The sequence below is a fragment of the Olivibacter sp. XZL3 genome, assembly GCF_004368405.1.
Taxonomy (GTDB): Bacteria; Bacteroidota; Bacteroidia; order Sphingobacteriales; family Sphingobacteriaceae; genus Olivibacter.
This window is the reverse complement of the sequence record NZ_SBJH01000013.1, coordinates 1-25,128: the sequence shown is the minus strand read 5'-3', so window position 1 is coordinate 25,128 and position 25,128 is coordinate 1. Positions and strand designations below refer to the sequence as shown.

At 43.4% G+C, this 25,128-nt stretch carries 17 protein-coding genes and 1 tRNA gene; 4 read left to right on the top strand and 14 right to left on the bottom strand.

Annotation, left to right across the window (positions count from 1 at the left end):
• Nucleotides 1-79: 79 nt before the first annotated feature.
• The 5 genes from EPX21_RS05480 to EPX21_RS05460 form a co-directional block, all read right to left on the bottom strand.
• Nucleotides 80-1,201: a FecR family protein gene (locus EPX21_RS05480; RefSeq protein ID WP_134088668.1), complete on the bottom strand. Its 1,122-nt coding sequence runs from the start codon at nt 1,199-1,201 to the stop codon at nt 80-82.
• Between the two features lie 182 nt (nt 1,202-1,383).
• Nucleotides 1,384-1,980, bottom strand: a complete 597-nt coding sequence (locus tag EPX21_RS05475; RefSeq protein WP_134088667.1) for an RNA polymerase sigma factor — start codon at nt 1,978-1,980, stop codon at nt 1,384-1,386.
• Nucleotides 1,981-2,205: 225 nt separating this feature from the next.
• Nucleotides 2,206-3,108, bottom strand: coding sequence for a sugar phosphate isomerase/epimerase (locus tag EPX21_RS05470; protein ID WP_134088666.1), 903 nt, complete (start codon nt 3,106-3,108; stop codon nt 2,206-2,208).
• Between the two features lie 129 nt (nt 3,109-3,237).
• Nucleotides 3,238-3,310: transfer RNA gene (locus tag EPX21_RS05465), tRNA-Thr, on the bottom strand.
• Nucleotides 3,311-3,423: 113 nt separating this feature from the next.
• Nucleotides 3,424-4,152 carry a (Fe-S)-binding protein gene (locus EPX21_RS05460; protein ID WP_134088665.1) on the bottom strand — a complete coding sequence of 243 codons (729 nt, stop codon included), beginning with the start codon at nt 4,150-4,152 and terminating at the stop codon, nt 3,424-3,426.
• 132 nt (nt 4,153-4,284) lie between these two features.
• Here EPX21_RS05460 and EPX21_RS22600 point away from each other — a divergent pair, with 132 nt between their 5' ends.
• Nucleotides 4,285-4,491 carry a hypothetical protein gene (locus EPX21_RS22600; RefSeq protein ID WP_166670683.1) on the top strand — a complete coding sequence of 69 codons (207 nt, stop codon included), beginning with the start codon at nt 4,285-4,287 and terminating at the stop codon, nt 4,489-4,491.
• 220 nt (nt 4,492-4,711) lie between these two features.
• Here the strand turns inward: EPX21_RS22600 and EPX21_RS05455 are convergent, their stop codons facing one another.
• The 9 genes from EPX21_RS05455 to EPX21_RS05415 all read right to left on the bottom strand — a co-directional run bounded on the left by EPX21_RS05455 (nt 4,712) and on the right by EPX21_RS05415 (nt 20,379).
• Nucleotides 4,712-6,031 carry an MFS transporter gene (locus tag EPX21_RS05455; protein ID WP_206106004.1) on the bottom strand — a complete coding sequence of 440 codons (1,320 nt, stop codon included), beginning with the start codon at nt 6,029-6,031 and terminating at the stop codon, nt 4,712-4,714.
• A 266-nt stretch (nt 6,032-6,297) separates the two neighbouring features.
• A complete protein-coding gene (locus EPX21_RS05450; protein ID WP_134088664.1) occupies nt 6,298-8,010 on the bottom strand; it encodes a RagB/SusD family nutrient uptake outer membrane protein in 1,713 nt (570 codons plus the stop codon).
• Between the two features lie 60 nt (nt 8,011-8,070).
• Nucleotides 8,071-11,589, bottom strand: coding sequence for a TonB-dependent receptor (locus EPX21_RS05445; RefSeq protein ID WP_134088663.1), 3,519 nt, complete (start codon nt 11,587-11,589; stop codon nt 8,071-8,073).
• A gap of 159 nt (nt 11,590-11,748) precedes the next feature.
• Nucleotides 11,749-12,771, bottom strand: a complete 1,023-nt coding sequence (locus EPX21_RS05440) for a FecR family protein (RefSeq protein WP_134088662.1) — start codon at nt 12,769-12,771, stop codon at nt 11,749-11,751.
• Between the two features lie 203 nt (nt 12,772-12,974).
• On the bottom strand, nt 12,975-13,589 hold the full coding sequence (locus EPX21_RS05435; protein ID WP_134088661.1) for an RNA polymerase sigma factor: 615 nt from the start codon (nt 13,587-13,589) through the stop codon (nt 12,975-12,977).
• 117 nt (nt 13,590-13,706) lie between these two features.
• Nucleotides 13,707-15,608: an ATP-dependent DNA helicase RecQ gene (locus EPX21_RS05430; protein ID WP_134088660.1), complete on the bottom strand. Its 1,902-nt coding sequence runs from the start codon at nt 15,606-15,608 to the stop codon at nt 13,707-13,709.
• 11 nt (nt 15,609-15,619) lie between these two features.
• The gene (locus tag EPX21_RS05425) at nt 15,620-17,668 is read right to left on the bottom strand and encodes a ComEC/Rec2 family competence protein (protein WP_166670682.1); all 2,049 of its coding nucleotides are present in this window, start codon (nt 17,666-17,668) and stop codon (nt 15,620-15,622) included.
• Nucleotides 17,669-17,733: 65 nt separating this feature from the next.
• Nucleotides 17,734-19,833, bottom strand: a complete 2,100-nt coding sequence (locus EPX21_RS05420; RefSeq protein ID WP_134088658.1) for a helix-hairpin-helix domain-containing protein — start codon at nt 19,831-19,833, stop codon at nt 17,734-17,736.
• A 78-nt stretch (nt 19,834-19,911) separates the two neighbouring features.
• A complete protein-coding gene (locus tag EPX21_RS05415) occupies nt 19,912-20,379 on the bottom strand; it encodes an NUDIX domain-containing protein (protein WP_134088657.1) in 468 nt (155 codons plus the stop codon).
• 129 nt (nt 20,380-20,508) lie between these two features.
• On the opposite strand from EPX21_RS05415, the gene EPX21_RS05410 reads away from it, so the two are divergent.
• The 3 genes from EPX21_RS05410 to murA all read left to right on the top strand — a co-directional run bounded on the left by EPX21_RS05410 (nt 20,509) and on the right by murA (nt 24,998).
• A complete protein-coding gene (locus EPX21_RS05410) occupies nt 20,509-22,791 on the top strand; it encodes an ATP-dependent helicase (RefSeq protein WP_134088656.1) in 2,283 nt (760 codons plus the stop codon).
• Nucleotides 22,792-22,888: 97 nt separating this feature from the next.
• Complete coding sequence (locus EPX21_RS05405; RefSeq protein ID WP_134088655.1) at nt 22,889-23,572, top strand: DUF4290 domain-containing protein; 684 nt, start codon at nt 22,889-22,891, stop codon at nt 23,570-23,572.
• 103 nt (nt 23,573-23,675) lie between these two features.
• Nucleotides 23,676-24,998, top strand: coding sequence for a UDP-N-acetylglucosamine 1-carboxyvinyltransferase (gene murA, locus EPX21_RS05400; protein ID WP_134088654.1), 1,323 nt, complete (start codon nt 23,676-23,678; stop codon nt 24,996-24,998).
• Nucleotides 24,999-25,128: the final 130 nt, after the last annotated feature.

The window sequence follows — 25,128 nt, the reverse complement described above, 5'->3', positions numbered from 1 at the left end:
ATTAATTAATTTTTCCAGTTAATTTTTTGTTATGGGGAGGTGTTGCAGCACCTCCCCTACTTCAATTCGGTTGATTTTTTTATTTCGTCTGGATATACACCCTCCTTCCTATTTGATTGATGGAATATTTCGATACGTCAAAGATATTTTGCAACACTTCCGGCAATGTTTGTGTTAAATCGAAACTACCTGAAAAGGTTTCATCAATAGCCAAACGCTCGGAAATTTCAATATCAGCATTGTAGAAACGCTCCAATTTCTTTAGAATTTCGTCAAGGTTCATACTGTTCAAAAGCAAGCGTCTGTTCGTCCAGGAAACAGCCGTTTCGGCAGCGGGTTGAATAAGTAATTTGTGCTGACTTTTCCTGAAGCGGGCTTCCATGCCAGGTTCCAGCAGCTGTTTCTCAAAGGAGTTATCCTTACTTGGCAATAGGGCAACCTTGCCCGTTATTAGCACCAACGAGGTGTAGTCGTCATCAGCGTAAGAACTTAAGTTAAAACTGGTGCCTAGCACCTGTATTTTCATTACCTCCGACAATACAAAGAAAGGTCTTTTCGCCTCTTTGGCAATCTCGAAATAGGCTTCTCCATCCAAATAGACCTCCCGCTCGTTGTTATCAAATTTTTCGGGGAAAGTCAGAGACGAACCGGCATTCAGCCAAACTTTTGTACCGTCTTCTAATACCACTTCACTTCGCTTACCGTAAGGTACACCAATTGAACTGTAACGAACCTTAAGTGCTGAGAAGTCGGGCGACGACTTGTAAAGCTTGCTTAATTGATTATAGATCACCGGCGAACTGTCTTGAAGTACCTGTGTTTTCTTATCGGCGCCAATGAATTGCACATTGCCTGATTTCGATAAGTGCCTCTGATGGGCCATGGCTGCTTCCTGAATATCATTCCCACGTTCCGAAACGTAATACCCGTAAAGTCCTAAACCAATAACGAAAAGAAAGAAAAGTGCCACTAGATTTTTCGGCAAAGTGGATCTTCGACTGTTTCGGCTTTGGGTCTCTTCGTGAATTCCACGCCATAATGCGGACCTTTCTTCCTCAGAAAGAGATTCGCGTTTGGCATCTTTTACGACTGATACGATAGTATGTGCCAAAGACGCTTGTTTATTCTCGACTCCGCTAGCTTGTTCCCCGTCCCACTGTTTATCCTCGCTTAGTAGATCTTCGACTTTTTTCTTGCTCATTAATATGCCGTTTATAGGTAAGAGTAAAAAGGTTGGTTTTTATAGACTGGATTTTCTGTTTTTTTTGAAAAAAGTGGAAAAGGAAAAAGTGCAAAAGTTTAACCCAGATTACGCTTTAGGAATTAAACCAGCCGCTGACAACCGGTAACTCACAACTGGAAACTGATAACTAGTAACGAATACTAACAACGGGCAAGGGATATCAGGAGACAGAATACCTGTGCCAAAGGAACCTCTTCTATATCTTCTCTTAATTGCTTGATAGCACGATATACCAAGGTACGGCAGGTCGCTACTGAAACGTCGAGCATATTGGCTATTTCTTCATAAGAAAGCTCTTCATTAAATTTTAGGTAGATAATTTCTCTTTGCCGCGCAGGCAAGCGCTTGATCAGTTGTTGAACTTTAGTAACAAGCAGTCTGTCTTCCTCTTTTTTAATCCACGTAGCTTCGGCACTCCATTCCAGATCAAAAGTGTATTCCAATCGCTCTATCAATGCTTGATCTCTGTAATTTCTCCTTACTCGCGCTAAAATATTGTTTCTCAAAGCAGTAAAAAGGTAAGAAAGCGGATTCGCGTTCGGGTTCAAATTACTACGGTAATGAAAAAGGTTTATAAAGAGATCGTGTAAACAATCTTTGATCACATCGCCATCGGAATGATATTTCATACCGAAAGCGAAAAGCCGATCTGCATAGCGCTTATAAAGAGTTTCAAAAGCGCTGTCATTACCATTGATAAATGCTTTCCAACACGTACGTTCTTTTAGATTATCCATCTCTGAAACAAAGTTCGACCGTCACATCAAACAGTTTGACAAAATATTTGGCCAAAATAGTAAACAAAAAAACCTCCCATATTATATTAAGGTTATGTTTTTATTAATTGGTTAACGATACGTAAATGGAGCTCTTCGTTCAAGGACACCGAAAGCTTTATTCAAAAAAGATACTTTCTGATTAGCACCAGAAAGCATCTTCGATATACGTCTGGATAAGCGGACTTAGCTCAAAGAAGCTCCGACTTTATCAAGTAATTGTTTCGTTTTCTTTATCCCCTCGTCTTCGCTCAGCTTGCTTCCCTCGTACTCTATACCCACATATCCCTTATAGCCAGCGTCCTTCACAATCTGCATCATGCGCAAATAGTCAATCTGAGATTCATTGCCGTCATTGTCGAAATCATGGGTTTTAGCACTCACCCCTTTGGCGAATGGCATTAAATCCGTAACCCCCTGATAGCGATCGTATTCATAAAAATTACCGAAATCCGGAAGACTTCCACAATTTTTCTTTCCCACTTGCTTCAAAACAGCACTTAACCATTGCCCGTCTGAAGACATGCCGCCATGATTCTCCACAATGACATTGATTTTATGTTTGGCAGCAAACTCGCTTAACGTCCCTAAACCATCCACTGCCGCACTTTTCACCTCTTCCTCCGATCCTTTGCCTGCCGCATTTACCCGGATAGCATGGCATCCTAAGAACTTAGCAGCCTCTACCCATTTATAATGATTCTCCACGGCTGTCTTCCGTTCTGCATCATCCGGTGCGCCCAAACTTCCTTCCCCGTCAATCATGATCAGTACATTCTTCACGCCATTATCTTTCGATCGTTTTAACATCTCCTTAAGGTACGTTTGATCATTCGCCTTATCCTTAAAAAACTGGTTTACATACTCGACGGCGAAAATGCCATATTTCTTTGCCGCTGTTTCCGCGAAGTCCAAATTGTCCATTTGTTTACCGAATAGCGTTCTGTGCAAAGACCATTGTGCTAAGGAGATATCAAAAAAGTACTTCCCTTTCGAAGACGCAAAAAGGTCCAGCGGTAAATTAGATAAAGCGGTAAGGCCTAAAGCTCCTGCCCCCATTTGCTTTAAGAATTCTCTTCTATTACTCATGATTTATTGGTTTGTATAGGTAGGCAATTTAGAAAAAAAAGAAGAAAGTTCTTCTATTCTTGTGGAATATTATAGCGGCTTATTTTTTGACCCGCAAGAAGCGAACAGGCATTTGCTGACATTAAAAAGAGCCGACGACGGGGATCGAACCTGCGACCTACGCGTTACGAGTGCGTTGCTCTACCAGCTGAGCTACGTCGGCTTTTGCAAAGCAAAAATAATACGAAGAAGGCCTACTTGTCAAGTTCTTTTTACAATTAACAGCTCGCTTTAGTTTCTCCGCTTTATTTACTTCTTGCAAAAAACAGAGTATAGTCATACATTTCCCCATCCGTTAGCCAACACGTCGGCCAAATGCATGGCTTTTATGGGGAGATTTTGTTTATCAATATAGGCCTGTAAGTGTAGCAGGCAGGACGCATCCGTCGAAATAATGTAATTGGCGTCCATCGCCAAGGCATTATTTACCTTCTGTTCGGCCATGGCCGAGGAAATCCCTTGAAACTTCACAGCAAAAGTCCCACCAAAGCCACAACAAGTGTCCTGATCACGCATGGCGACAAGTTCCAGTCCGTCTACATTAGCCAGCAGCTGACGAGGTTCCTCCTTAATCCGGCATTCGCGCAAAGCCGAGCAGGAGTCGTGATAAACCGCCCTGCCTTCCAATTCGGCTCCGAAATAGTCTTTCTTTATGATGTTTACTAAAAAATCAGAAAGCTCGTGGATACTCGATTGAATGCTACGGCATTGGTTATGCACCATCGAATTGGTAAATAGATCATTGTAAGCATTCTTCACCATACCCGTACAGGAAGCCGACGGAGAAACAATATATTTAGCATCAACGAAGTCATCGAGGAATTTATTACCGACGAGCTTAGCCTCATCCCAAAATCCCGCATTATAGGCAGGCTGCCCACAACAGGTCTGTTCTGGATTATAATTCACTTTACACCCCGCCTTTTCCAACACCTTCATCGTGTTAAAAGCTGTTGTTGGATACAGTTGGTCTATAAAACAGGGTATAAATAAGTCCACTTGCATAGGTATTCATTTATTTTCAAAGGTAGTAATTGTTTTTGACAGGTGCTATGATGGCTTAGTTAAGACAGGTAGGAGCTTAGATTGTTTATTTTAATAGAAGGTTTTTTTTATCAACTTTTGCTTGATCAAAAGTTGAACAAAAATCAAGGCTTTGTAGGCCACTTTGCAACTGATGGCAAAGCATTCATGGCGCGTATTGGAGCCGTTTCACTTCCTCAATCCGCTTGGATATTGCAACATGAGCGATGGTACCCATGCTTTCCTGCTCGTTGCGTCAGTATCCTCCAAGGCCGTTTAAGCGTTTCGGAACGACCATTGCAACGGGGCTATGGTGCTTGAGGAATGATGGCCTTCTAGGGTGAGCGTAAAGAAATTCGGTTAGAAGGGCGAGAAAAAGCGTTCTGCGAAAAAGCGAAGGGAAGGAATTGGGCGTCAGGGCGGCTCCGCAGAACGGTGGGTTGGGACCGAATTTTTAGCGAGAACCAGACAGCCTTGATCTTTGCGTCGGTTTGGATCAAGCCAAAGCGACAATAAAAATTAACTTAAAAAAAACCTTCCTTTAACCAACGTACGAATTTAATGACCCCTTCTCTTTATTATGCTGCCGAAGTAAGCGAATTAAAAAAAATAATCCTATCGCAAAGAACAAAGCTAGGGATAAAGCGGAATAGCGGATATTCTTCGTTTGTTCTTCGATAAAAGCAAAAAAGAATAAACCAACAACAATGGCGAGTTTTTCCGTTACATCGTAAAAACTGAAAAACGCAGTGGTATCCGTTTCATCTGCCGGTATTAATTTGGAATAAGTAGATCTCGACAACGATTGAATCCCACCCATGATCAGACCTACCAGCGCCGCCAGCATATAGAACTGCATTTCTGTTTGTATTACATATGCACTAACACATACAATGATCCATAATAACACGACAATGAGCAGGACCTGTATATTGCCCATTCTTTTGGCTAAAGCGGACATTAAAAAAGCGCCTAAGATCGCTACGAGCTGAATAATCAAGATCGTAACAATTAATTTTGATGCTCCTAACCGCAGTATTTTCTCGCCAAAAGCGGCAGCCACCAACATCGTTGTTTGTACGCCCATGGCATAGAAAAAGAAAGCCCCTAAAAACCTTTTAAGGCTGCTTAATCTGCTGATTTTCGTCCAAACGCTCCTCAACTCTGTAAAACCGCTCTTAAAAACATTGTGTTTAGACGGCTTAGCATTAGCTTTCCCTGATGGCAGCTTTTTAAAAGGTATTTGAGAAAAGCCCATCCACCAGAGCCCAACCAATAAAAAAGAGAGACGCGGAGCGAAAGTGGCGTCCTGAATACCAAACCATTCCGGTTTAAGGACAAATACGAAACAAATAATTTGCAATAAAACACTTCCGATATAGCCATAAGCGAAGCCCTGTGCACTTACGCGGTCCTGCTCATCAATACTGGCGATTTCCGGTAAATAAGAGTTGTTGAAAAGTACGCCGCCTATATAGCCCATAGCGGCAAGTGTACTGCAAATAATACCCCACTCCAAGGTTTCAATCTTAAAGAAGAACAGACCAATACAGGCAAAACTCCCCATATAAGTAAAGCCTTTCATAAAAGACTTTTTGTTCCCCCGGTTATCGGCAATTGCAGAAAGTATGGGAAGTACCAGGGCCATCACGAGGTAAGCAAAAGCAAGCGAATAGTTCGCCAAGGCGGTATTGATAAATTGGAATCCAAAAAAACCGACCACATCCCCCTTGTCCTGACTAGTCGTAATAGCCGTATAATAGGCTGGAAAAATAGTAGAAGTAATCACTAAATTATAAGCAGAGTTCGACCAATCGAACATCGCCCAAGCCCTAATGGTTGATTTATCGTTTTTTTTCATCAAAACAATTTGCGTCACTACAAACCTACTATTTCTTTTTTTAATCCAGATTACGCGTTAGGAATTAAAACGAAAGGGAATGATCGAAAACCTTCATGCAGGCATGCAAACGAATTACAAGTTTCGTACAGAAGGTTCTTTCTGGCCTCTGAAAACGAACATTTCATTGAGCTAATGCGTATTCTGGGTTTAATTTGAGGGCAGCATTAAAATGAAAGAGCTGCTTCTGAGATAGAAACAGCCCTTTCATTAACGCGAAAAAGGAATCAATAGCCCTCGTTCTGCTTCAGCGTTCCACTACTTTGATCAATCTGATCTTGCGGTATAGGAAAATATTCGTTTCGGGAATCGAAGGTCAAATTACGGTAAGACTGTAAAAATCCGCCCTCAAACCCGGAGTAACTTTCCAGCACCTGTTTAGCAACGCCCCATCGGACTAAGTCGAAAAACCGATGACCTTCCATCGCCAGTTCCAATCGACGTTCAAAGCGCACGGCATTCCGGGCATATTCGACACTAGGAAAGGAAGGATAAGGTTTAACGTCGTAATTAGCCGCCGGGGTTTCCCCTATCGTAATGGGAGGTAAGGTAGCGGCCCTCGCTCTAACGGAATTCACCAAGCGCAGCGCTTCACTTAAGTTGCCCAATTCCACCTGACATTCAGCTGCCATTAAAACAACATCGGCCAAGCGGATTAAATTCACGTTTAAGTCATTGATATAGGCTGCACCCGACACCGTATGCGACGGAAACTGCGCAACCGGCACCTGATTCTTCTTACCAACAAAAGGTCCCGCATAACTTGCCAGACGAATCCACGGATCACCAGGCATGGTACCGTAGTCGAGATAAGGAACGCCACGCCTTCCAACGGTATAGTCCAACCGGGGATCAAAACGCAGATTTACGTTTACGGCGTAATTGGTTTTGGCGCTGCCGCTTAACCCAAAATCCGACACGTAGGGATCTGTACGGTAGGATCCGTCCAAATAAGGCAAACCATTGGCATCCACTTTAAAGGAATTAACCAAGTCGATGGTTGGCTGGAAGAAACCGCAACATCCCACGGGTGAAGTTCCGTAAAGTCCACTTAGCATATCGCCCACGTTGGCGTTGTCGCCAGTTCCGTCCGGACTAATGGCGTGCTGTACAGCAAAAATAGATTCAGGACCGTTTTCAGTTGTTACATCAAAATTATCCTGATAAGGCATCGCTGTGATATCTTTTCCCGCCATTACCGTAGTAAAATGCTGCAAGGCCTCCGCATATTGCTTTTGATACAACAATACTTTACCCAAATAGGCTTCAGCAGCCATCTTATCGACCCGGCCAACCTGTCCGTTTATTTTTTCTACCGGCAGGTTTTCAGTGGCAAATTGCAGATCCGCCAAAATCATGGGATATACATCCGTGTCATTAGGCTTCGTCTTTGCTTCGTCGGCAGGCGTATTTTCGTCTACATAGGGAATATTCTTAAATACCCTCACCAGGAAAAAATAATAATGAGCCCGTAACATACGTGCTTCAGCCTGTATTTGAACGGCCCTTTCTGCACTTACCGTTTGTCCGCCCGCCTGATCAGCGGCTAACACGCGAAGGGTATTATTACATCTAGCAATCCCTTCATAATAACGGGTCCACAAAACCGAAAGGTTGTCATTCGTACTGGTAGGCTGATACACCTCAATCAGGTTCATATTGGGTTGGTCCGAGCCGTCACTTCCTTTATGTGCGTTGTCGGAAGCCACTTCTCCAAATAGCCATTGGCTCGGCGCCGATCCATAATTACCCCAAGTACCATCCTGATTACCGTTCAGGAGCGCGTAGGCACCCACTAACAAACCCTCTACCCCTTCACTGCTCACTACTTGCGGGTCTGATAACTGACCTTGTGGAACTTTTTCCAAAAAGGATTTGCTACAAGAGCTCAACGCTAAGAAGGAGACACCTATTAATATCGCAATTTTATTCTTTTTCATCGGAATACGTTTTTTGTTTTTTATCTGATAGCTGACAAACATCATCAGAAACATCAATTATTAGAACCCAATATTTAAACCCAACATATACTGACGTGGTACCGGATAAACCCCAAAGTCGACTCCCAATGCCTGGAACGTGCTATTGGTCTGCGAAACTTCCGGATCCAGACCGGTATAGTTTGTAATGGTAAATAAGTTCGTTACGCCGAAGTAAACCCGAAATCTGTTAATATCGGTGTTCGCACCAAAGAGCTTTTTCACAGGCAGATTGTATCCCACTTGGAAGTTCTTCATCCGGAAAAAGCTTCCGTCCTGCACATAGTAGCTGGAAGAAGCATATTCAAAGTCTGACGCTCCCTGATAAGCTGAGGGAATCATGCTGTTTGTGTTCGTCGGACTCCAGGCGTCTAATAAACGGGTACTGGTCTGTCCGGCAAAAGTTCCAAAGTCGGTAAAATAACGAGTAGCTTCGTATAAATCGTTGCCTTGCGATCCGTTAAAAAACATTTGAACATCGAAGTTTTTATATGCCGCATTAATACCCAGCGAATAAACGAAATCAGGATGTGGATTACCTATAATATCGCGATCTTCAGGCCCGATGGAACCATTTTGGTCGATATCCGCATACTTAGGCCCACCCACCCGGGCGCCAGAGTAGCTTGCACTATTCGCTAAATCCTCCTCGTTTTGATAAATGCCAATCATATTATAACCATAAAAGGATCCAAAAGGCGCGCCTTCTCTCAAAATGGTCGTCTGCAAACTTCTAAAGTTACCATATACCTGTTGGGTTACCGATGGTGCCAAAGAAACTACTTCATTGACATTTCGCGAAATATTCGCTGTCACATCCAAGGTAAACGGCTTTTGCTGGCTTCTGCCATAATGATACCCCAAAGACAGTTCCACCCCTTTGTTCTGCATATCGCCCACATTCACGTAAGGCGACGTTCCCAGACCGATCGCGATGGCCGGTAAAGGCAACTGGTAAAGCATGTCGCTCGTTTTGCGGTTGTACCAGTCGAACGATCCATCAAAATCCCCATTCCATAAGGTGAAGTCGACCCCTAAGTTGAGGGATTTCACTTCTTCCCATTTGATATTTTGGTTGTTATAAGCGTTTTGATAAATACCGGTTACAAAGGAGCTTCCGCCCATTGGATAAGAAGACTGCGCAATGGTAGAAGAAAAGCGATTGAGGTACTGGAAGGTCGGAATCCGCTGATTACCGGTAACACCATATCCCGCACGGAACTTCAAATCAGACAACCAAGAGGCGTCTTTCAAAAATTCCTCCTGAGATATCCGCCAGGCCGCACTCGCTGACGGGAACACCCCATATAGGTTATCCGGGCCAAAGTTGGATGATCCGTCACGACGTACGGTTAAACTCAACAGGTAGCGATCCATGAAAGCATAATCGGCTTTACCGAACAGCGAGAATAAGGAACCCACATCACCCTCACTGTTATTGCTGATATTTGAACTTCCTTGGCTCAAGTAGAGGTAATCCAAACTACTTAAAATAAAGAAATTATTCCTGCCGCCTGTCAATTGCCGGCTACGGCTCTTAAAGGCTTCTGTACCCAACAATACATTCAGACTGTGATCTTCGCCCAGGGTTGGCTTATAGTTCAAGGTGTTTGTCCAAGTCCACTCCGTATTGTATCCTTGGTTTTCCTCTAAGGCGTTATTAAAACTACCCTCCTGGAACTCCGGATTCGGATAGGTAATATTAATGCTTCCCCAATTTTCATAGCGGAGACCAAAGCTGGTGCGCAAGGTTAAGCCCTCTATGATATCATATTCAGCAAACGCATTACCAAAGAAGGTATTGCTTTTGGATTTATCGTCCTTCGCCCGGTAAGATATCGCTACCGGATTTTCACCATTCCCTAAAGCGCCCCCTCTGGATCCGGCGAAATTGCCCATGATATCGTATACGGGAATAATATTTTGTATCCGATACGCAAAACCCAATACGCTGCCTTCACCCTGATAGTCGCCCGAGGTATTGACGTTGGCTCCTATTCCGTAGTTTTCGGTATAAGAATACTGCGCGTTTTCTCCAATACGTAATTTCTTATTTAATGTACTGAACTGGGTATTGGATCTAAAATTAAACCGTTCAAAACCGCTATTGATCACGACCCCTTGTTGTTTGAAATAGCCGCCAGACATAACATAAGTCGCATCCTCTGATCCTCCGGAGGCACTGATTTGATAGCTTTGCATCGGCGCGGTATGCGTCAGCTCCTTAAACCAATTGGTTCCTTCTTTATTGGCCTGCGTAATCTGATAAAAGGTGGAGTTATCACGTGAATAATTGTACAAACTCGGATCTACATCTGCTGCTGTAATCTGAGCGCCCACGTTTCCTCCGGCCAGTAGATAATCCGGCAATACCGGGTTATCACCGGAACCGTACATCCTACCCCATGCGCTTACAGGATCTAAGCCTGCGTTACGAAAGCCTTGGTAAAGGTTCTCTGCCCACTGTTGTGGCGTTAACATCTCCGGAAAAGCACCGCTCCGGGCCTGTTGCACGCCATAGTATGCGTCCAGACTGATGTTCGTCTTTCCCGGAGCCCCCTTCTTTGTCGTCACAATTACTACCCCATTGTTCGCACGGGCACCATAAATAGAAGCCGCGGAAGCGTCTTTCAGTACCTGCATGCTCTCAATATCATTCGAGTTCAACCAGCTTAGTTTCCCTTCGTAAGGAACCCCGTCTATTACATACAAGGGGTCGTTATTATTGATGGTACTATAACCCCGGATACGGATTTGGGGGGTTGCTCCAGGTGCCCCGTCGGATACGATCTGTACCCCTGTAGCTTTACCCTGTAAGGCTTCAACCGGACTGGCAGCGGGCTGACTTTTTAACTGGCCAACGTCAACCACCGCCACCGCACCTGTAAGGTCTTTCTTACGTTGTGCGGAATAACCGGTCACCACCACCTCATCTAAATCGCTGGTAGACGGTTCTAAACTGATATTATAAGTTGTTTGTCCACCGGAAACGCGCATTTCCTTACTGGTATAACCCACATATGAGATGACCAACATATCGTTCGCGTTAACGGTCAAGGTGTATTGACCTTGGTTATCCGTCAGGATCCCATTGCTCGAGCCCTTTACCAATACACTGACACCGGGAAGGGGTGCATTGTTCGTCGCATCCGTAACTCGCCCTACAATTTTTAGTTCTTGTCGGTTTTGGATTAGTAAGATTTTCTCATTTTCAATCTTATAATTAATGTCCATAGGGACTAATACCTCGTCCAACACATCTGCTAAATTGCTCTGTAAAGTTCCTACCTCTACGATACGGTGACTTTTTAATATAGAAGGACTGTAAACAAACTTCACTTGGGACTGGGTTTCCAAGTTCTCCAGAAAGTTCTTTAACGTCATCCGCTGTTTCGTTATGTGAACAGTTTTCTTCAATGCGCCCTGAGCCTCGGCAGTGTGCGCATAGGCACTTAAAGTTCCTACCGAAATAAGGAGAGCATGAATAAAGGATATTCTCATCGCTGTTTTTGTTAAAGCAATAATTCGTTCTTTTTTCATAAATTCGAAAAATTTTGGTTTGTGAAGGGCCAGTGCATGCGCTGACCCGGAATCATAATTTAATCTCCGACCGGCAATACCCCCATATTGCCGGTCTTTGTTTGGCTAAGTCTACGTCGTGTTCATAAGTGGTTCATGTTTATTTGGTTTGTTTATTCTTTATCGGATTTCAATGGTTGTGTTAACAATACGATAACTCGTTTCTGTAACGTTACAGACAACATCGAGCTGATTAAATAATTCCATATTACTTAAATCCCCTGTAAATGTGACTTTCCTAATAGTAGGATTTACTTTTATCGCTACGTTATAAGCTTCACTTAGTTTACCGGCAAGCTCATTCAAGGTAACTTCGCTAAACGTCCCATCGTTAAGCAAGGTCCTTTTGGTTTCGATAGGGATAGGCCGTTCGACCAATGTTTCGCTGAAGCTGTCTCGCTGCTGGTCTAATATCGCTCTTTGATTCATCGTTAAGTTCAAAGCCTTCGGCGTCTCTATAACTCTTTTCACCAGGTTGTTCTTTGCACTACGTATTACCTGAACCTTGCCTGTATATACAATCACTTCCTCTCTGCCTGATGCCCCTCCGGATTGAATTTTGAAACGGGTTCCCAATACCCTTGTAATCATTTCGTCATGAAACACTATAAAGGGATTGGATGGGTTACCCTTTACATCGAACAAGGCGTCTCCAGTTAATGAAACTTCTCTTTTGTCAAACTGCGTAGCGTAACTTAACTCAGCCCCGCTAAAAAGTTTGACACGGGAGGAGTCTGGCAAAACAACTTCTAAGGATTCATCATAAGGGTTTATCACCTTGGTAATTAAACTTTCCTTTCTATTTACGAAATCGGGTTCAACGGGATTACATTTCAAGCGAATATAAATCCAAACGGAGCTAACAATCAATAGCGCGATCGCTGCGCAAGCGGCGACATAGCTTTTCTTAAAGAGCCTAATCGAAGTCGGACGATCTTTTTTTTTGCCCTCATTGGGTTGCGTTTCCCTATTAATCTTTTCCCATAATCGGTCCTCCAACTCTCCAAATTCCACCTCACTTAAATTTAAATCGGCATCACTATCTAATAAGTCATACCAGCGGCGAACGGTCTCCTGCTCCTCTTGTGTGCATTTGCCCTTTAAATAGCGCTCCAATAAGTTATGAAAGGCTTTACGACTCATACTAATTTGGTTAGTACTCCTTTTATAAAGGCTTTACATAACTATAGTAAAACAACTGAGCCTTATCCCTAAATTTTTTTTTATTTTTTTTGCTCCGTTTAACCCGGATTACATGTTAGGAAGTAAATCGAAAGGGAATGATCCAAACCAGGCATGAAAAGGAGCATTTCATTGCAGTTCATGAGCTAATGCGTATTCTGGGTTTAATTGTTGAGTATAAAAATAGGCAATGAATAATGAACAACTGATAACGAAACAAGCGCTATAATGATCATATAGTCTTTTAAGGCCAGCCGCATGGCTTTTAACGATTGCGTAATATGGTATTCTACCGCCTTCTCTGAAATTTTTAATTTCTGCGCAATTTCCTTCACCGAGTTATATTCTAGACGACTCAGGACGAAGACCTCTCTCGTTTTTCGCGGCAGCAGATTGATCCCTTTTTCGATCGAGATGGAAAGCTCACGAACCGACAATTGCTCTTCCAAGCTATTCGCCCCGATGTCGCCCTGCCCTTTCTTATATTTTGCATATCGGTCAAACTGCAGCGCGTTTTTTAGGTAATTGATGAAACTGTATCGGACTGCCGAACTGAGGTACGAAGAAAGATTAGTTATCTCATGAATATGGCGGCGCTCCCACAAGGAAATAAAAATGTTCTGGGTTAATTCTTCAGCTAATTCCTTACTGCTTGATTTTCTGAATAATTGTAAGAAACACACTTTCCAATATCGCTTATAAATCTCTTTGAATGCTTGATGGTCGCTTTGCTTTATTTTCGTCAGTAATTCAGCATCCGTAGAGTTGCAGTATTCCATATCGTTTATAAAGTGGTTATCACAAATATATAAACAACATTTAATTAAGCAAATAAATCGGCTGAATTGTGATCAAATGTGACTATTTCACAGCTATTTTGTAACAAAAATGTTTCACTACAAATAATACTTGTCTCGATTGAACTTTATTTTGCCTGCGTCCACTAATGAGCGGATACAGGCAACCCGATCGTCTTCTTCACCTGTTTGCAGTCCGTCCACCAATTCATCCAGGGACAAAGGACCATTTGCAAGTATATTAGCAATCTCCGTTACGAGTCGGTCCTCGATCTCCTCTTCTTTTGACTTTTTCTGCTTTCTTAAACAATAATCGCATATTCCGCAGCGCTCATGACTTTTCTCGCCAAAATAGGCGAGCAACTGCTGCGAACGGCAGGCGTCTGCCTTCAAATAGCGAAGTACCGCGTTGAGCTGTTCCTCTCCTATCTGTTTTCGCTCATCAATATGCTTTTTATCGATATGCAAATGCTGCGAATCGCTTCTTGGCTGTAAGAACTGAATTTGTGGTTTGTCTGTTTGCGGTAGATAACTGATAATCTGATACTGCTCGAGCTGCTTTAAATGATGGAGTGTTTCAGCCAGCGAGAGGCCCGCTTTTCGAGCTAAATCTGATTCTCTGAACGTCACATAATAATCGAAAGCAGCCCCGTAAGCACGAAGGATTGCCTTGATAAATGCGTCTAGATTGGCATGGGCCACCTGAAAACTATACAAATCGCGGGCATCCACTTCAAAACGCAGCCGTGAGGGTATATAAACATTTTCGGTTACTGTCAGCCATTCATCACGTTCCAAAAACTTTAAAGCGCTAATGGTTTTAAGTGCTTCCAGTTGATATCGGTTGCAAAAGGCGGCAATATCAAAGTCGAAGCATAAATACTGACCAGCGCCATAAGCGAGCTGAAAGTAGTTGCCAAGATGATAGTAGATTTGGGTGATCTCTTTGACCGTAGGAAAGCTTAACTCGAAATTCTTTTTCAATCTTACTTTATCTTCCTCATTGTACAAGAGCACCGCATAAGCCCTTTTTGCATCGCGCCCGGCCCGCCCAGCTTCTTGATAATAGGCCTCTAAAGTATCCGGAATATCGACATGAACGACAAAACGTACATCGGGCTTGTCAATCCCCATACCGAAGGCATTTGTCGCTACGATGACTTGCGTCTGATTTTTTTTCCAGGCGTCTTGCTTCTTGGATCGCTCAAGCGTAGATAAACCAGCATGATAAAAATCAGCCGTTATTCCTTCAAACAGTAAAAACCGAGTAAGCTCCTGCGTTTCTCTTCTGTTCCTAACGTAAACAACACCGCTTCCTCCCGTCTTCTTTATGATTTTAACCAGCCGCGCTGTCTTATTTACTTCTTCGAACGCCATATAGGCCAGGTTCTCCCGGACAAAACTTTTTACAAATACGCGCTGTTCGGTCGTAGCCCTAAATTTCAGTTTGTTCTGGATATCGTCCACTACCTTTGGTGTAGCAGTAGCCGTTAGCGCTAAAAAGGGCACCTTGGGGTGTAAGTCACGTAATTCAGATAAGTGAAGATAAGGCGGTCTGAAATCGTAGCCCCATTGTGAGATACAATGTGCCTCGTCGATCGCAAATAAATTAACCGGCATATAACGAATCCGCTCCTTTACCAAATCGTTCATCAGGCGTTCGGGCGACAAGTATAAAAACTTAATATCGCCGTACACGCAGTTGTCTAAAGCGATATCTATTTCCCGCTTCGTCATACCAGCAAATATGGATACGGCTTTTATATTTCTGGCCTTCAAGTTCTCCACCTGATCCTTCATCAGGGCAATAAGTGGCGTTACAACAATACATATTCCCTTCTTCGCCATCGCCGGAACCTGAAAACACAGGGATTTCCCGCCACCGGTGGGCATCAATGCTAAGGCATCATGTCCGGCTAATACATGTTTGATAACGTCTTCCTGAAGTGGTCTGAAATGTGAATAACTCCAATAGCGTTCTAGAATTTCATATATAGACATAGCTTCCCTTGCTATTTAGCGTTCCAAACATAAGCAAAATTATCCTTTAGGCAGTAAAAGGCAACATTCAATTGCGCAGCATCCAGTCGCCACTTCTCGATGGTTTTCCGACTATTGGAGCCATCCATAATCAAAACGGTTTTTTTCTCTAGGTGTTGTAGTAGACTCCTTGGCAGTACTTTCGGATTATTCCGTACCAATACCCAATCGGGCACAAAATCGATCGAATCGCTTTGCTGACCATCTAGAATGAGCATGCGTTTGCCTCCGAATAGGAGCTGATCCTTCTTAATATAGATATCCCCATAGTGGAACTTGGCAGATTTTGAAACAAAAGATAGGTGATTAATGGATGAATAGGCTTCGAGAGCTGGCAAGACGGCGTAGGCCAGGAACGGTTGGCCCGCAGAATCGGCATTGGAATACAGGATGGGTTTTAATCCGTCAATCAGTCCAATTGCCATATTATTTCGAACGTTGAAAACGATGAGATTCCGACTCCGGTATTTAGTCCACCACGTTAAATTAACCGCTAGCCCCAAAATAAGGAGGCTCGCAATCGATGCGTACAACATCGGTCGCCAGGCAAATTGAAAAGCCAAGACCAAGGTGATCATAAACACATATAGCAAAATACATTCATAGCTAGACAGCCAAACTGCCTTTACCGTAGCCAAGGGCCATTGTTCAATCTTCACCAATACCTGGCTGACAAAAACGATGAACTGCTCGACGATTCCAGCAATATAGAGGGTGATCTCATTTACAGGAAGCGCTAACAATAAAAAGCCAACATAAATAATAAGGGTTAGGGGTAGGCTTACAAACAGGTTTGCCGGCAGAAAATACACCGGAAAAAGATGAAAATAATACAATACCAATGGAAAATTGGCCAACTGTGCCGCACAGCATAGAGACACATAAGACCAAACCCGACGCGCCAATGAATATCTACACCTTAGCAAATTGGATAAAAGGGGCATGAGCCAGATAATGCCAATAACGGCCAGATAAGATAACTGAAAACCGACTTCGACAAGCAATTTCGGATTACACAACAGCAGAAAAAAAGCAGAAATGGCAATACTGTTATAACGATTACTGTTACGACGAAGTGTATCGCCAAGAACAAAAACACTGATCATAAAAGCCGCGCGAAGAACAGACGGCGCGAAGCCGGTTATTAATACATAAGCCCATACGAAAAACAGTAGCAAAAGAAGACGGATGTATTTCAGCCAGCCCGGTCGGTCGAGCCACCGCAAGCTGAAAGCTAAAAAGGCGAATACAATGCCGACATGCATGCCCGAAACAGCTAATACGTGGATGGTGCCGGTTGCCGAAAAAGCGTTCACCACATCCTGATCTAAGGATGCACGATATCCCAAAACAAGGGCGGCGAGTAAGGAAGCTGCATTTTGATCCTTAAAATATCGATTGAATTTCTCTACCAGTTTTTTCCTTGTTGCAAGCGCATACCTGATGACGGAATTTCCTCGTATACGCCCAGTCTTTTTTAGGGCGTTCTTCGATAGAAATGACGCGTGCCAAAGGTCATGATTAGCCGTATAGGCCGCATAATCGAATTCATGCGGGTTATACGGCCCTGCAATCGGTTGAAAATCGCTAACAAAGCTAAGCTCGTCCCCGTAAGCTAGTGGAAAATCGACAGTATCCGTTCTGATTTTTAGCAATAATTTTCCGTTAACCCGTTTATACCTGCCTCCCAGCTTAGCATAATTAATGGTGAGTTCGACGGTTTGAAAGTGTTCCTTCGCTTTAGGCTCAGCGGATACAAAACCCAGCAAATGGGAACTCTCGAAGCGACTAAAGTGCTTATCATTGACGAGCGGATGGCTTTTCCAAACCGATGCGCATCCAAGCGAAATGAGCGTTGCCATAAAAAGACCAAATGCAGGGCCATACAGTTGACGGTACTGCCATTTCGTTTTGATGGCAATAAAAAAGAAGCATCCGGCAAACAACAAACAAATAATGCGTAAAAGACGATACGTAAGCAAGTCAACCGGCAATAGGTAAGCGAGACCAATTCCAGTCATTAAGGCAAAGGAAAAGGATACGAAAGGGACTCCTGCGCGACTGTTGGCAAGCGGTGGCATCATCATTAAAATTGGAATCGCATTTGCATTTTTAGTTCCGACCTGCGATTGCCCTCAATTCTGTCCAGCCCAGATCCGAGTTCGCCAAGCCCGGCATAATGACTGGCAGCATATCGACACCAAAAATCAATTCCCTTTTTTATTCGGCATCGTAGGTTAAGATAATATCGAAGACCTTTATTGCTATAGAAAGGAAACGACGCGGCGTAAAGCACATCATTTTCAAAGGCATATATCCGTGAATTATAACCATCCGTTTTAAATAAAGCGAGGCGGACATTACCGGAAAGCATACCGCGCGTTTTATAGATTACATCTTGGTAAAATAAATGCCCATTTTCGGCATTCGCTGCTTTTCTGTAGGAAACATACTCTACCCGGTTACGAAAAACCCATTTCTCCCCGCACTGGAACTGTGCTTCCGCCCTGACCTGCTGCCTCTTTACCCGTTCCAATACGACGACAGCGTGTTCAGCGTCTGCATTTTCAGCTTTATTTCGAAAGCGATAACGAAGGAGGTATCTGACTTTTTTATTGGGATTAAGCGTTAATTGTGTAAAAAGATCATGTCCGGCCGAGGGCGCATCCACGCGATACCTGAGCCAGGGAAATTTAAAGAAATCCGCGTAGGCAACCCACAGCACCTTTTTGCTGGGTTGGAAAATAAGTCCCGTATAGAAGCCCTGTTCATTTACCGCATTAGTCCCTTCCGATATTCCCTGATTATAAAACGCATGGTAGTCTTTTTGGTAGTCGCGATATTGCAGCACCAGTGATAAGTCACGCGACAACGAAGCGATGACACCGTTTGTATAAGCTAATCCGCTGCCCAAGCTGTGCGCCAGTTCGCCAAAAAGATATACATCATGAATATAAGCATGATAATAAACGCTGGTATTTGTCAAGTCGCTTCCTTTAAATGCATACTGATTATACAATAAGGCCCTGGGTTCTATTTCGCCCGAGAGATGCATGTGCAATACATTGGCGCCCATGGCAAAGGAATTCTTTTGAAACTGCACATTGGAGCCATAAAGCAATTGCGTTAAATTATGCCTATTCGAAATTTCGCTCGGTGTTCTATGCAAACCGTTTTCACGAATAGCACTGTAGCGTGCTATACCCGCTACACTATCCACAAAAGTGGCGCTCAACTTCTTATAGGAAACGAAAGGTGTAAGGGTGAAATTTTTACGTGAATAGGTTGCCGCTAAACCGCGGAAGAAAGAAAACTCGTTAGCGGATGTATATGGACGCAAACCAATCCCTTGGCGGGCGACATGCTGAATCAAAGCTCCTTTTCCAAAACTGACTCCCGTCCATAAGGCCAGTCCCTGTCCGAATTGCAAGGAATAATCACCGATCACCACATGCTGCCATCTCTTGACCTTTTGGAGGTAAACACTAGCGGAGTAAAAGTCGAAACCCAAGTGCTGCGCTCCTCCAAAGAACTGCTCGCCTGCATCCTTTTTCATATTTACCGAAACTTGCAACTTCTGCGGAATGGTATAACGATAACGGGTGAATATACGATCAGCACTGCCGAGATATCTTGACCTTGTTGGGTCTTTTATGGTATATCCTCGCTGCGTTTCGAGGATACGTCCATACCTTAACATTAAATCGTGTCTTCCACTTCCCAGATATTCTTTTGCCGACATCGCCGAAGTCAAGTTCTTTTCAACCACGACAAAAGGCAGCAATAAGCGCACAACGTCTAAATCGAGGTCATCCACTGCTTGCAACTCATAGGTCGTCAGATAAGCCCCTGCAAGTTCCCGATGGTTGATAATGGCGGCTACCTGTAAGGGCGATAAGAAACGAAGCTCGCGCAACTCTTCTGCGCTTGTTTTATTTAAATCGATGGGATGTTTCAGATAATGATTCCATTGATCTATCAGCTCTGTATAATCATAATTCTCCGGCAGGTCGTCGGCCATTGACTCAACGAGCTGTTCGATTAGTCCGGCATTTTCCGTTTGGCCAAAAGCAATGGTGTGAGCAAATGAAGTAATGAGCACAAAGAATAGCGAAGCAGTACCGTACCGGCCCCCGCGATTAAAACAAGTAATTAATAAAAGTAGGTTTAAGACGATAATACGCATAGGACCTAAAGATACCGAAGAGGTATGCTTTAGGAAAGCATAGGGCAGAGAATGAACAAACTGAACAGCAAGTCCAGGCTATTTAACAAGACCTTTCTCTTTTTTTAGAAACTCCTCCAAGGCGATACGATCGGTTCGAAAAGTTAAATCATCCACTTTTATATCTTCCAATTTTACAAGTCGGAACGACTGAAGGACATCACTCTCCAAAAGATCGAAATCAAAAGCACTGGTTTTGAAAGAAAGTTGAAACGGCGTCTTATTTACAACCCGGTAGTACACCGAAAGGATCTGGCTGTCGTTGAAATACGAACGTTCATAGAAATCGGTTGTGTAGATATGATCCAACACCTCGATATCGACCGAACATTCTTCCATGTACTCTCTGCGTAAGGCTTCCCTCAGGCCTTCGCCATACTCCAAGCCGCCACCGGGAAACTTACTAAAACGGGTCCCGAACTCCTGTTCATCACTGATCAGAATTTCACGATTTTCAGTTAAAAGAATTCCGTAAACTCGTACATTAAATGGATATAACGCTGGCATCAGTTCATTAAATTTAAATTCAAAAGTAAAAAATTTTGAGCACCTTTTGAATAAGGGCTGTTGGCGATTACTTTTGCTTTCCGCTCAAAATGCTTATCTTTACACCTCTTAAATCAAAGCGAACATTTTGTGGATTTCTTACAAGGATTAAACCCTTCACAGCGGGCAGCAGTAGAACAGACAGAGGGCCCTGTTATGATAGTAGCAGGAGCTGGATCAGGCAAAACGAGAGTGATAACCTACCGAGTAGCACACCTGATACAAAAGGGCGTTGATCCATTCAACATTTTAGTATTAACTTTTACCAACAAAGCCGCCAAAGAGATGCGCGAGCGGATCATGAAAGTGGTTGGAAGTGAAGCCAAGAACATCTGGATGGGCACCTTCCACTCCGTTTTTGCAAAAATCCTGCGGGTCGAAGCGCATCACATTGGCTATCCTGCTAATTTCACTATATACGACACCGACGATAGTAAGAGCTTAATCCGATCCATTCTTAAGGAGATGCAGTTAGACGACAAGTTATACAACGCCAACTTTGTGTACAACCGCATCTCGGCTGCTAAAAACAACTTGATATCAGCCGCTGAATATCAAAAAAACGCACAAATACAAGCAGAAGATCAATCCGGTGGACGAGGTAACTTGGGACAAATCTACCAGACCTACAGCCAACGTTGTTACAAAGCGGGTGCGATGGATTTCGACGATTTACTTTTCAAAACGAATGTATTGCTGAATCAGCACCCGGAGGTCCTCTATAAATACCAAACCAAGTTTAAGTATTTAATGGTGGACGAGTACCAGGACACCAACTTTTCCCAGTACCTTATTGTTAAGCGCTTAGCGGCTATTAACGAAAATATATGTGTTGTGGGCGATGATGCACAAAGTATCTACGCCTTCAGAGGGGCTAACATTCAAAATATTCTGAATTTTGAAAAAGACTATCCCGACTTAAATGTCTTCAAACTGGAACAAAATTACCGTTCTACTCAAAATATTGTAAATGCCGCAAACAGCATTATCTCCAACAATAAAAATCAGCTAAAAAAGAACGTTTTTTCTGAAAATGAAACCGGCGATAAGATAAAGGTGGTACGCGCTTTCAGCGATAATGAAGAAGGGAAAATGGTGGCTGAAAACATCCTCCAGGATCGCTCCCTACAATCACTTCGTTTTAAGGACTTTGCGATTCTTTATCGTACCAACGCGCAATCGCGGGCGATGGAAGAGGCTTTGCGCAAACTCAACATCCCGTATAAAATCTATGGCGGTACATCTTTTTATCAACGGAAGGAAATAAAAGATCTGATTGCTTATTTCCGACTCACCTTCAATCCCAATGACGAGGAAGCTCTTAAGCGCGTTATTAACTATCCGAGAAGGGGTATTGGCGATACTTCTGTAGAGCGTATTTTTATTGCCGCCGACCAGCATCAAAAAACGATTTGGGAAATCATTACCCGTCCGCAACAATTCTTAGACGGACGCACAGCAGCCGCTGTTTATCCCTTTGGTTCGCTTATTCAAAGTTTTCAGGTGTTGGCCAAAAAAAACAGTGCATACGATACAGCGCTGCATATTGCACAGCATTCCGGCATTTTGAAGGATTTATACGAAGATAAATCCGTTGAAGGCCTAAATCGCTATGAAAACATTCAGGAGCTACTGAACGGTATCAAAGAATTTAGTGAAAGAGAAGACATTGAAGACAAGGGGCTGGACGTATTCATGCAAGATATCGCCTTGCTCACCAACGACGACAAAGATAAAGACCCCAATGCGGATACGGTGTCATTAATGACCATCCACTCCTCGAAAGGGCTGGAGTTTCCGCAGGTGTTCATCGTCGGATTGGAAGAAAATCTATTTCCATCACAGCTTGCCTTAAATTCCCGTACAGAACTGGAAGAAGAACGCAGGCTGTTTTACGTAGCAATCACACGGGCAGAAAAAAAGCTTACCTTGTCCTACGCAACTTCACGCTATCGTTGGGGCACGCTTAATAATTGTGAGCCGAGTAGATTTATAGACGAAATCGACCCACGATACCTGGCACTGGATTACAATACACCAACGCCTGCTAAATCCAATGCCGACGATATTTTCGGCAAAGCGAGAAGCGCTTGGTCGCAACCACAAGACACATTTACAAAACCGAAACCAAAAGTACTTCCAAAGACGACCTCCATTTTGCCAAAAGCGCACCAACCCAGCGCCGACTTCGCGCCGTCGGACACCAGTAATCTGCAAGTGGGCATGGAAGTGGAGCATGAGCGCTTTGGTTTTGGCAAAGTAATTAATTTAGAAGGCAATAAACCCGACATAAAAGCAACTATTTTTTTCAAAGAATTAGGACAAAAGCAATTGTTGCTTAAATTTGCAAAACTTAGAATTGTTAATAATTAAAACCGCGAGTTATGCGTTGTGAGTTATCGGTGACAACCAGCTCGATATCTTTTATCTCTCGCCGCTGACAACGAACAACTGGTAACGAAAGAAAAACATGGAATTTGACTATAATAGCACCCGAAAAAAATTAATATTGGCAGAATATGGCCGTAATGTCCAAAACATGGTAGCCTATATCTGCACCCTTCCTACAAAAGAAGAGCGAAATCGCCATGCGCAAGTCGTAATCGACTTGATGGGTTTTTTAAATCCGCATTTGAGAGATGTCTCCGATTTCAAGCACAAGCTTTGGGACCATTTGCATATCATCTCTGATTTTCAGATCGATGTGGATTCGCCCTACCCTAAGCCAACACCCGGAGCCATACACGCGAAGCCGGAAACGTTAAATTACCCCCAACATCGTATCAAGTACAAGCACTATGGCTATATCATTGAGTTAATGATAGAAAAAGCGAAAAAGATAGGAGATGCCGACCGCAAGAAAAACATGGTGCAATCGATGGCGAATTTTATGAAAATGGCTTATGTCACCTGGAATAAAGATTCGGTTAGCGATGATCACATTGTAGAGGACTTGAAAGAACTATCTAATGGGGAACTGGTTTTGGATGAAGACGTGAATCTGACGAAGCTGGAATTTAAAACGCCGCCTCCAGGTAACCGAACTAAAAGTGGGGCAACGAACAATCAACAGAACAACGGCGGCCAGAAGAATCGCCAACAACAACATAATAAAAACCAAAACAACGGAGCTAAAAAGCGCAAGCGCTTCTAGTCCGCAATTCTATATTTAAAATAACCGGCCTATATCTAGCCTGTCAGCAGTGGCATCAGGAGATACAGGCCGGTTTAGTTTTTATCTATAACAGGATAATTAAATGAATGCATTTGAAATTTATGGCGGGAAGCCATTAAAAGGCGAAATAACCCCGCAAGGAGCAAAAAATGAAGCCCTCCAAATCCTGTCGGCCGTACTGCTCACTTCAGAGAAGATGACTATCAGTAATATACCCGACATAAAAGATGTTAACAAACTGATAGAGCTGCTGCGTGATCTTGGGGTGGATGTTCACCGTATCAACGACGACACCTATACATTTGAAGCCAAGAATATTGATATCGATTACTTTCAATCGGAAGAGTTTAAAACTAAGGGAGGCAGCCTAAGAGGATCTATTATGATCGTCGGCCCCTTGCTCGCCCGTTTCGGGAAAGCGGCTATTCCAAGGCCCGGCGGTGATAAAATCGGGAGAAGAAGATTGGATACACATTTTTTGGGTTTTGAAAAATTAGGCGCCCGGTTTCAATATGATCCCGACAATCATTTCTTCAACGTCGATGCAACAGACCTTCATGGAGCTTACATTCTCTTGGACGAAGCGTCCGTAACGGGAACGGCAAACATCGTAATGGCCGCAGTGTTGGCGAAAGGCATTACCACGGTCTACAATGCGGCTTGCGAACCTTATTTGCAACAGCTATGTAAAATGCTGAACCGAATGGGGGCAAAAATTTCCGGAATCGGTTCCAATCTCTTAACAATTGAGGGGGTAGAACGTTTAACGGGCACAGCGCACCGCATGCTTCCCGACATGATCGAAATCGGCTCCTTTATCGGGCTTGCGGCCATGACGGGTTCGGAAATAACCATCAAAGACGTCCATTTTGACGAACTTGGGATCATTCCATCTGTTTTTAGCAGACTGGGAATTAAATTGGAAAGAAGAAGGGATGACATCTTTATCCCTGCACAAGACTCTTATGAAATCGAGACCTTTATAGATGGTTCCATCCTGACCATAGCCGATGCGCCATGGCCTGGCTTTACGCCCGATTTGCTTAGTATCGTGCTCGTCGTAGCCACACAAGCGAAAGGAAATGTATTAATCCATCAAAAAATGTTCGAAAGTCGCTTGTTCTTTGTCGATAAGCTGATTGATATGGGTGCCCAAATTATCCTTTGCGACCCGCACCGAGCTACGGTCATAGGCCTAAACAAAGCCTTTAAATTACGAGGCATCGAGATGACCTCGCCCGATATTCGCGCCGGCGTCTCCCTATTAATTGCGGCGTTGTCCGCCCAAGGCAGATCCGTGATTTACAATATCGAACAAATAGAACGTGGTTACCAGCACATCGATAAACGCTTATTGGCGCTGGGAGCTCAAATAAAAAGAATTGAAGGCAATCCCTTGCATTAAAGGAGTCTATAAGGTTAAAGGGTATAAGGTGTAGGGTGTAGGGAGCCTATGTCTTGTGTCTTGTCCTGATATAGGTTGACAGTTTATTATTTACAAACTGACAAGCATGATGGCGAAATTACAGAGAATG

Bases quoted from the DNA above. Each gene is read 5' to 3' on its own strand.
- murA (WP_134088654.1), top strand. From the start codon at position 23,676: ATGAATGCATTTGAAATTTATGGCGGGAAGCCATTAAAAGGCGAAATA.
- EPX21_RS05460 (WP_134088665.1), bottom strand. From the start codon at position 4,152: ATGCAAGTGGACTTATTTATACCCTGTTTTATAGACCAACTGTATCCA.
- EPX21_RS05420 (WP_134088658.1), bottom strand. From the start codon at position 19,833: ATGCGTATTATCGTCTTAAACCTACTTTTATTAATTACTTGTTTTAAT.
- EPX21_RS05405 (WP_134088655.1), top strand. From the start codon at position 22,889: ATGGAATTTGACTATAATAGCACCCGAAAAAAATTAATATTGGCAGAA.
- EPX21_RS05480 (WP_134088668.1), bottom strand. From the start codon at position 1,201: ATGAGCAAGAAAAAAGTCGAAGATCTACTAAGCGAGGATAAACAGTGG.
- EPX21_RS05475 (WP_134088667.1), bottom strand. From the start codon at position 1,980: ATGGATAATCTAAAAGAACGTACGTGTTGGAAAGCATTTATCAATGGT.
- EPX21_RS05435 (WP_134088661.1), bottom strand. From the start codon at position 13,589: ATGGAATACTGCAACTCTACGGATGCTGAATTACTGACGAAAATAAAG.
- EPX21_RS05470 (WP_134088666.1), bottom strand. From the start codon at position 3,108: ATGAGTAATAGAAGAGAATTCTTAAAGCAAATGGGGGCAGGAGCTTTA.
- EPX21_RS05440 (WP_134088662.1), bottom strand. From the start codon at position 12,771: ATGAGTCGTAAAGCCTTTCATAACTTATTGGAGCGCTATTTAAAGGGC.
- EPX21_RS05455 (WP_206106004.1), bottom strand. From the start codon at position 6,031: ATGAAAAAAAACGATAAATCAACCATTAGGGCTTGGGCGATGTTCGAT.
- EPX21_RS05415 (WP_134088657.1), bottom strand. From the start codon at position 20,379: ATGCCAGCGTTATATCCATTTAATGTACGAGTTTACGGAATTCTTTTA.
- EPX21_RS05445 (WP_134088663.1), bottom strand. From the start codon at position 11,589: ATGAAAAAAGAACGAATTATTGCTTTAACAAAAACAGCGATGAGAATA.
- EPX21_RS05450 (WP_134088664.1), bottom strand. From the start codon at position 8,010: ATGAAAAAGAATAAAATTGCGATATTAATAGGTGTCTCCTTCTTAGCG.
- EPX21_RS05425 (WP_166670682.1), bottom strand. From the start codon at position 17,668: ATGACTGGAATTGGTCTCGCTTACCTATTGCCGGTTGACTTGCTTACG.
- EPX21_RS05430 (WP_134088660.1), bottom strand. From the start codon at position 15,608: ATGTCTATATATGAAATTCTAGAACGCTATTGGAGTTATTCACATTTC.